Below are 7,786 nucleotides of genomic sequence, written 5' to 3'. Positions count from 1 at the left end.
CCGCGAACGCCTGGGCGCCGCCGTCGCCCGCGCTCGCGCCTTGATCGAACCCGTTCCACCGGAACTGGATTCGATCGCCGCGGCGCCGAATATCGACCCCGCCGACGCGCGGCGCGCCTGGGCCGCGTGGGCCGCGCTGCTCGAGGTCGAGGCCGACACCACGTTCACGGCACGGCTGCGCGGCGCACACGCCGACCTCGCCGTGCGGTTCGACGCGTTGCAGGGCGCGGTGCACAAGGAACTGGATCGGATCGACGCGGTATGGACCCCGTTGGTTCCGCGCATCGCCGCCTGGCTGCAGGAGGCTCGGCTGGTGGCCGCGGCCGATGCCGAGTTGCGCACGGTGCGCCGGGCCGAGGAGTGGCTGAAATCCGCGGCCGCCGGGTTGCGGGACGAGCGGATGGCCCCGCTCGCCGACCACGCCCGCCGCATCTGGGGCGGCTTGCGGCAGCGCAGCAATGTCGACCTGGGTGCGATTCGCCTGCAGGGCAATGCCGGAGCCAGCCGGAAGGTGCTGCTCGATGTCACCGTCGACGATTCCGGCGCCACCGCGCTCGGTGTGATGAGTCAGGGCGAACTGCACACGCTGGGATTGGCGCTGTTCCTGCCCCGCGCCACGGTGGCGGACAGCCCGTTCCGCTTCGTGATGATCGACGACCCCGTGCAGGCGATGGATCCGGCCAAGGTGGACGGGCTGGCCCGGGTGCTGTCGGCGGTGGCGCGCGGCGGCCGGCAGGTGGTGGTGTTCACCCACGACGAGCGGCTGGCCGAGTCGGTGCGTCGATTGCGGGTGGCCGCAACGATTCTCGAGGTGCAGCGGCGGGAGCGGTCCCGGGTCGAGGTGCGCGGTGTCGAGGATCCGGTACAGCGCTATCTCAGCGATGCCCGGGCCCTGGTGCGCACCCGGCAACTGCCGCGCCCGATCGCGACCGAACTCGTGATCACCTGCTGCCGGTCCGCGATCGAGGCGGCCGCCCTGGCCCGCGCCCGGCGCGAACTGCTCGCCGCCGGGGTCGATCACCGTGAGGTGCAGCGCCGCGTCGATCGGGCCCGGACCACATGGGAAACCGTGTCGCTGGCGATCTTCGGCGTTCCGGACCGGGTCGACGATCTGAACGAGCTGCTCGATCGGGAGGCGCCGTGGGCGCGTTCGGTCGTGCGCGACGCCACGGCCGGGGCGCATATCCGGATTCGTCGCAGCCCGGGGGAACTGATCTCGGGCACAAGGAAATTCGTCACATGGCTCGATTCGTGAGGCCGACCGTGGCCGACCGGCTGGCGGCGGCCGGCCGGCTGCTCGACGGCACGGTGACCGACGCCGGCGGTCTGTGGTCGCGGGCCACGGTGTGGATTCTGCGGATCGCCCTGGAACAGTCGGTCGACCGGCTGTGGGCCCGAGTGTCGCCGCCCATGGCGCGGTGCAGTATGCGGGCGCAATTACTGGCGCTCGACAGGTGTGCCGGGGCCGAGCTGGCCGGTGCCGTCGCGGGGTTGTGGGCGGTCCTGTCACGCGCGGGGCATCACCTCGATTCCGAACCCGCCCCGACCGTGCACGAGTTGCGTGATTGGTACGACGAGACGGCACGGCTGGTGGGCGAGCTCGATCGCATCGGGCGCTCGGATGTGCCTGCGGTCTTCGGCCGGGGGCGCTGATCCGTACGCGGCGGCGATAATCGTCGGATGGCCGACCCTCGTTTCCCGCGTCCGGACGACAGCGATCGCTGCCCCTGCGGCAGTGGTGAACAGTTCGGCCAGTGCTGTGCCCCGCGCCTGGCCGGTACCCGGCCGGCGCCCACCGCAGAAGCGTTGATGCGTTCGCGATATACCGCCTTCACCATCGGTGATCGGGACTACCTGCTGCGCACGTGGCATCCACGCACCCGCCCGCGGCAACTGGAGCTGGACCCCGGTCAGCGTTGGCTGTCGCTGCAGGTGCTCGGCACCGCGGCGGGTGGTCTGTTCGACGACACCGGGGAGGTCGAGTTCCGCGCGACCTACCGATTCGCGGGCCGGCGCGGCGTGCTCGCCGAGTGCAGCAGATTTGCTCGAATCGATGGTAACTGGATCTACGTCGACGGCGATATGGAATCGTAATCGGCACGTAAAGAGTTGATCGTGGTCCCCAACTACGATGACATCAATACATTTCCGATTAGAACGGTTATCGACGATAGCGAAGGAGTTGCCACACAGTTTCGGGACCCGCGTCGAGCGCTGCGGCGGCCGATCGCCTGATTAGGGTCGCAGCTATGGCGCGAATCGCGATCGAATACTGCACGCAATGCCGCTGGTTGTTGCGGGCCGGATGGATGGCACAGGAACTGCTGAACACCTTCGGCACCGACCTCGACGAGGTGGCACTGATCCCGGGAACGGGCGGCGTGTTCCGGATCACCGTCGACGACGAACAGATCTGGGAACGCAGGGCCGACGGCGGCTTTCCCGACATCTCCGGACTCAAGCAGCGGGTGCGCGATCGCATCGATCCCGCCCGCGACCTCGGCCACATCGATCGAGGCCGAGGCTGACAGCATGATCTCGGACGTACTCTCGGTTACAGGGAGTACGAGGAGGTGCGAGATGAGCACTCAATTCTTCGAGGCGACCCCGGCGCAGGACACCATCGGCGCCGGACCGATCGCCCACACGACCAGTGGCACGGTCCGCGGATTCCGCGCCGGTTCCGTCGACGTCTGGCGCAGCATCCCCTACGCCGCGGCGCCCGCGGGACCGCGGCGGTTCGCGCGTCCGCAACCGCCCGAGCCCTGGTCCGGAGTGCGCGATTGCACCGAATTCGGCGAGATCGCTCCGCAGACGATGGGCGATATGGTTCCCGTCGACTCCGGGTTGCGGATGGGCGAGGACTGCTTGTGGGTCAACGTGTGGGCGCCGGCGTCCGAACCGGTGCAGCCGCGGCCGGTGATGGTCTGGCTGCACGGCGGCGCCTACTGTCTGGGCACCGCGGCGCAGGCGATCTACGACGGCCGGCGCATGGTCGAGGCCGGTGATGTGGTCGTGGTGGCCGTGAACTATCGGCTGGGCGCCCTCGGCTTCCTGGATCTGTCCTCGTTGGGCGAGGAATTCGTGCCCAATCTCGGCCTGCACGACCAGATCGCCGCCCTGGAATGGGTGCGCGACAATGCCGCGGCGTTCGGTGGCGACCCGGGCAATGTGACCATCTTCGGCGAATCGTCGGGCGCCGGATGCGTGACCGCCCTGCTCACCTCGCCGCGTGCGGCCGGCTTGTTCCACCGCGCCATCGCCCAGAGTCCGCCCGCCACTACCGTTTTCGGTCCGGAACGCGCCGCCGGGGTGGCCGCCCGCTTCCTGGAGTTGCTCGACCTGCCCCGGCAGCGGGCCGGTGAACTCTTGGAGTGCCCGATCGAACGAATCGTCGACGCGGCGGGGATCCTGCTCGACGAGGTGCCGCTGCAATCGCCGGGCCGGCTGGCCGCCGCGCCGGTGGTCGACGGCGATCTGCTGCCGACCTATCCGACGGACCGGTTCCAGCAGGGCCGTTCGCATCGTGTGCCCCTGATCATCGGCACCAACAAGGACGAGGCCTCGCTGTTCCGGCTGTTCCGCTCGCCGATCATGCCGGTGACCCCCGATGCGGTGAATGCGATGCTCAACGCCGTCGCCGGCGAACACCCCGGCCTGTCACCGGAACGGATCGCCGAAATCACCTCGGCCTACCCGGATCTGACCAAAACCCGGGGCGCGCTGGCGATGTCCACCGATGCCGCGTTCCGGATGCCGGCCCACTGGGTGGCCGATGCCCACTCCCGGCACAGCCGGACCTGGATGTACCGCTTCGATCAGGCCACACCGATGCTGAAGGCAGCCCGGGTGGGGGCCGGACATGCCACCGAATTGCCTTATATATTCGGCAATTTCGGCTCCTTCGAGCACGACCCCACATTCTGGCTCGGTGGTCGCAAGGTCGCGAACGAGGTCTCCGGCCGGATGATGCGGCGCTGGCTCGCCTTCGCCGAACACGGCGTGCCGGCGGCGTTGGACGGCTCGAAACATTGGCCGCCCTACCGCGAATCCACCCGCACGACGCTGGTGGTCGACGCCGTCGACCGCGTCGTCGACGATCCCGATCACGATCTGCACACCGCCTGGGGTGACCAGGCGGTGGGCTTCAGCTGACGCGGTGGGCTTCAGCTGACCATCAGACGCTGCTGGTCTGCTCGGCGCGCCGGCCGAGCAGTACCGGCAGCCGCTGGTAACCGTGCAGCGTGAACAGCGGGCGACGCTCCGGTGGCCCCGCGGACACCAGATTCGGGAAGCGTTCGAACAGCGCGCGGAGCGCGTGCGTCCCTTCCATCCGGGCCAGGCTGGCGCCGAGACAGGTGTGGATACCGCTCGAGAAGGTCAGATGATCCTTCGCGTTGGCGCGACCCACATCGAAACGATGCGGATCGGTGAAGACCTTCGGATCGCGATTCGCACCGGACAGCGAGAGCACGACCGTACTGCCCTTGTGCACCGGAATCCCGGCCAGTTCGACCTCACGCCCGGCGATGCGCCCGGTGTTCTGCACGGGAGCGTCGTATCGCAGGATCTCCTCGATCGCGTTGGGCCACAGCTGCGGATCCTCGCGCAGGCGATCGAGTTGGTCGCGATGGTTCAGCAGCTGCACGATACCGTTGCCGATCAGGTTGACCGTGGTCTCGAATCCGGCGCCCATCAGCAGCGTCGCCGAGGCCTTCAGCTCACGATCGTCGAGGTCGCCGGATGTCACCAGGCCGGACAGGATGTTTTCGCCCGGTTCGCGGCGCAGCCGGGCGATATGCGCGTCGAGATAGCGGTCCATATCGATGATGGCCGCGGTCGCCGCGCGGGTGGTGCGCCAGCTGATCCCGATATCGAGCATCGGGGAGACGGCATCACCCCAGGCCAGGAACCGGCGGCGGTCCGCATCGGGGAAACCGAGCATTTCGGAGATGATCGCGATCGGTACCTGAGCGGCGAAATCGGCTATCAGATCCGCCGAGCCATCCGACGGCAGGGCGTCGAGCAGTTCGGCGGTCACCGTTTCCACCCGATCGCGCAGCCGTCCGATCGCGCGCGGGGTGAAGGCCGAGGCGACCGGTTTCCGCATCCGGGTGTGGTCGGGCGGATCGATCACCAGCATGGACGGCGGCTGCACCGGATTGGGCGGCAGTGGCGCCAGATCGATCAGCGGGCGAAGTGGTCCGGGAACGAACCCTTCGGCCGCGGCGACACCGAAGGTGCTGTCGCGCAGCACGGTACGGACCAGTTCGTAATCGGCGGTCGCCCAGCCGAACGGTGAATGCACCAACCGGCCCTGTGCCCGCAGGGATTCCAGCAGCGGAATCGGATCGTGCAGCGCCTCCGGGCTGGACATCAACAGGGCGAGGGGTTCGCCCCGCCGCCCGTAGGTCTTCAGGGCCAGCCGCGGCGTGCCCTGCACCACCAACCACCGAAACCAGTACTGCGGCTTCATTGCCATCCCCGTTCGTCGTCCGGTTCGCCGACCTCCACCCTACGGAGATCACGGCGGTGGGAAAACGGCCCGCGGACGGATCATCGGCCCCTACCGTGGTAGGAGATCAGGACCGGCGCACGGTGACCCGCTCGGTCTCGACGCGATGCTCGAGTTTCGCCGGATCGGCCGCGGTGACCTGGACCAGTGACGCCCCCGCGGCGTAGACCGCGAGCAGTCCGTCGATCAGCCGGTCGGGGCTGTCCCACTCGGTGGTCGACAGCACCCGGTCGTCCGGTCCGAAGCCCTGCCGTTGCGCCGACGCGCGTGCCGCCTCGACGATCTGCGCGACGCCGGCGCCGTCCAGGGCAGCACCGGCCCCGCCCGGGTGGAACTGATCGCCGTGGCCGCGGACCGAGGTGGCGAAGTCGGTGATCCCGACCGGCAGATCGCGGACCGGACCGCCCATCGGGTCCAGCGACAGCGCCGCCACCTCCGGAATGTCTCCGGTCTCGTCGATCCGCGCGGCCGATACCAGGGCCAGTTCGGCATCGGGATCGGGGCCCAGCACCACCTCGGTTCCGGCCCACCAGCAGCCCAGCAGGACGGCCGCGGTCTGCCAGTGCGCCGGCAGCAGCACGGCGACGCGGGATCCCGGCGTGAGCCCGAATTCGTCGCGAATCATGTTGGCCGTCTTGGCCGCCCAGTTCGCCAGGGTCAACCCGGACAGTTCGATCCGGGCGCCGGTGCTGTCGTCGTAGTGGGTGATCCGCGGCGCCGCGGGGTCGCGGGCCAGGATCGGACCCAGCAGGGCGTCGGTGAGGGTGTCGTTCAGTTCACGCATTTCGGTCCGTTCTGGCCGGCGTCGATGGGAGGCGCGGGCGGTACCGGTGTCGCGCTGCCCGAGGCGGGCGAGGTTCCCGACAGATCGAACAGGCTGCCGGACGCCGAGCCCGGACCAGAGTAGTCATCGGCGAGGACCACCCGTACCGCACCCTCCGGGACCGCGGGATCGGTGATCACGGTCAACCCGCCGAGCGCCTCGGCGACCGCCTTCGCCTTGGCGTCGGAGGTGGCGGCGGCGAGGACCCGGCTGCTGCGTACCGGCGAGCCGGGCCAGTTCCCCACGGTTCCGGTGTGAAAACCCTTACCCTGCAACGCCTGGGCGACCTGACCGGCCAGACCGCCGGTGCTGCCGGCGTTGTAGATATCGGCCGTGACCGCGCTCGGCGCCACCGCCTCGTCGCCGCCGCGATCGTCGACCTTCCCGCCGACCGCCGCGGCCACATAGGATTTCACCGATTTCGGGTCGACCTTCACCACGGACTCGCCGTCCGCGGTGGTGCCGTTGAGGTCCTGCACCGGGATGGTCTCGAAGTTCACCCTGCCGCCGGACAGATCCTGCAGTTGATGCATGAAGGCCACCACGTCCCAGTCCTCGTCCAGCACGATCGTGCGGCCGACGGCGTCGCTGAGTTCGCGTAACTTGCCGGGGTTGGCCAGAATTCGCGCATTGAGGGCCTTGCCGACCAGGGACGCCATGAACACCTGCTGGCGCACGATCCGATCCAGGTCACCGCGCGGCAGATCGTGGCGTTGCCGGACGAAACTCAGCGCCTGGGCCCCACCGAGCCGTTGCTCGCCGGCGGGGAAGTCGGCGCCCGAGAGCGGTTCGTCCACCGCGTTGTTCAGGCAGACGTCGACCCCGCCGACGGCATCGGTGAGCAGCACGAACCCGAGCAGTCCGACCTCGGCGTAGTGGTCGACGGTGATTCCGGTGAGATTGGCGACGCTTTTGATCAGCGCCTGCCGGCCCGCCTGCGTCGACTTCTCCTCGATCTGGGCGTCGGACAGGCCCTGGTCGGCCAGCTTCTGGCGGGCGTTCTCCTTGGTCGCGCCGTAGGCGGAGTTGATCTTGCCCTTGCCGATGCCCGGAATATCGACATACGAATCCCGCGGTATGGAGATGGCGGTGGCCGAGCGGCCGTCGTTGGGCACCCGGACCAGCACGATGGTGTCGGTGTTGGTGCCGACCTCGTCGCCGGCGTGCAGCATCGCGCGTTCTTGATCGCTGAGTGGATTGCCGTGCGCGTCGGTGCGGCTGTCGATGCCCACCATCAGGATGTCGACCGCGCCGTCGTGCCCGCCGCCCAGACCGAGATTGCCGATCCGTTCGATGCCCGAGATGAGCGTGTCCACGCTGTGCCAGCCGAAGCCGGTGACGATGAACACCACGGCCGCCGCGGCCACGGCGAGCAGCCGGCCGGGACGGTTCACTCCCGGCGGGGAACTCGGGCGAACGCCCCGAGCCCGCGGGATGCGGCCGCCGGG

Annotated in this window: 8 protein-coding genes; 5 read left to right on the top strand and 3 right to left on the bottom strand. The window is 69.1% G+C overall.

The annotated features are described in order from the left end of the window. The 5 genes from ON37_RS20045 to ON37_RS20025 all read left to right on the top strand — a co-directional run. The coding region (locus tag ON37_RS20045; protein ID WP_373282059.1) for an AAA family ATPase at positions 1 to 1,255 on the top strand (1,255 nt) is incomplete at its 5' end. After that, positions 1,240 to 1,653 (top strand): hypothetical protein, encoded by a 414-nt coding sequence (locus ON37_RS20040; protein WP_040721396.1) that lies wholly within the window; start codon positions 1,240 to 1,242, stop codon positions 1,651 to 1,653. The genes ON37_RS20045 and ON37_RS20040, both read left to right, overlap by 16 nt. A gap of 27 nt (positions 1,654 to 1,680) precedes the next feature. Further along, on the top strand, positions 1,681 to 2,094 hold the full coding sequence (locus ON37_RS20035; protein ID WP_040721394.1) for a YchJ family protein: 414 nt from the start codon (positions 1,681 to 1,683) through the stop codon (positions 2,092 to 2,094). A gap of 155 nt (positions 2,095 to 2,249) precedes the next feature. Further along, positions 2,250 to 2,528: an Rdx family protein gene (locus tag ON37_RS20030; RefSeq protein ID WP_040721392.1), complete on the top strand. Its 279-nt coding sequence runs from the start codon at positions 2,250 to 2,252 to the stop codon at positions 2,526 to 2,528. 52 nt (positions 2,529 to 2,580) lie between these two features. Further along, positions 2,581 to 4,155, top strand: a complete 1,575-nt coding sequence (locus ON37_RS20025; RefSeq protein WP_083893134.1) for a carboxylesterase/lipase family protein — start codon at positions 2,581 to 2,583, stop codon at positions 4,153 to 4,155. Between the two features lie 22 nt (positions 4,156 to 4,177). On the opposite strand, the gene ON37_RS20020 is transcribed toward ON37_RS20025, so the two are convergent. From ON37_RS20020 to ON37_RS20010, 3 genes are all read right to left on the bottom strand, one after another. Beyond that, the gene (locus tag ON37_RS20020; RefSeq protein WP_040721390.1) at positions 4,178 to 5,476 is read right to left on the bottom strand and encodes a cytochrome P450; all 1,299 of its coding nucleotides are present in this window, start codon (positions 5,474 to 5,476) and stop codon (positions 4,178 to 4,180) included. Between the two features lie 106 nt (positions 5,477 to 5,582). Continuing rightward, positions 5,583 to 6,299, bottom strand: coding sequence for a TIGR03089 family protein (locus ON37_RS20015; protein WP_040721423.1), 717 nt, complete (start codon positions 6,297 to 6,299; stop codon positions 5,583 to 5,585). Beyond that, a complete protein-coding gene (locus ON37_RS20010) occupies positions 6,287 to 7,732 on the bottom strand; it encodes an LCP family protein (RefSeq protein WP_245553275.1) in 1,446 nt (481 codons plus the stop codon). Before ON37_RS20010 ends, ON37_RS20015 begins: the two co-directional genes overlap by 13 nt. Positions 7,733 to 7,786 lie beyond the last annotated feature (54 nt).

It is taken from the genome of Nocardia veterana NBRC 100344, from assembly GCF_000308855.1.
GTDB classification, from domain to species: domain Bacteria; phylum Actinomycetota; class Actinomycetes; order Mycobacteriales; family Mycobacteriaceae; genus Nocardia; species Nocardia veterana.
The sequence above is the reverse complement of the archived record's forward strand: the minus strand, read 5'-3'. Positions and strand labels throughout refer to the sequence as shown.

Excerpts from the sequence above, each read along its gene's own strand:
- ON37_RS20040 (WP_040721396.1), top strand. The coding sequence starts at position 1,240 with ATGGCTCGATTCGTGAGGCCGACCGTGGCCGACCGGCTGGCGGCGGCC.
- ON37_RS20035 (WP_040721394.1), top strand. The coding sequence starts at position 1,681 with ATGGCCGACCCTCGTTTCCCGCGTCCGGACGACAGCGATCGCTGCCCC.
- ON37_RS20030 (WP_040721392.1), top strand. The coding sequence starts at position 2,250 with ATGGCGCGAATCGCGATCGAATACTGCACGCAATGCCGCTGGTTGTTG.
- ON37_RS20025 (WP_083893134.1), top strand. The coding sequence starts at position 2,581 with ATGAGCACTCAATTCTTCGAGGCGACCCCGGCGCAGGACACCATCGGC.
- ON37_RS20020 (WP_040721390.1), bottom strand. The coding sequence starts at position 5,476 with ATGAAGCCGCAGTACTGGTTTCGGTGGTTGGTGGTGCAGGGCACGCCG.
- ON37_RS20015 (WP_040721423.1), bottom strand. The coding sequence starts at position 6,299 with ATGCGTGAACTGAACGACACCCTCACCGACGCCCTGCTGGGTCCGATC.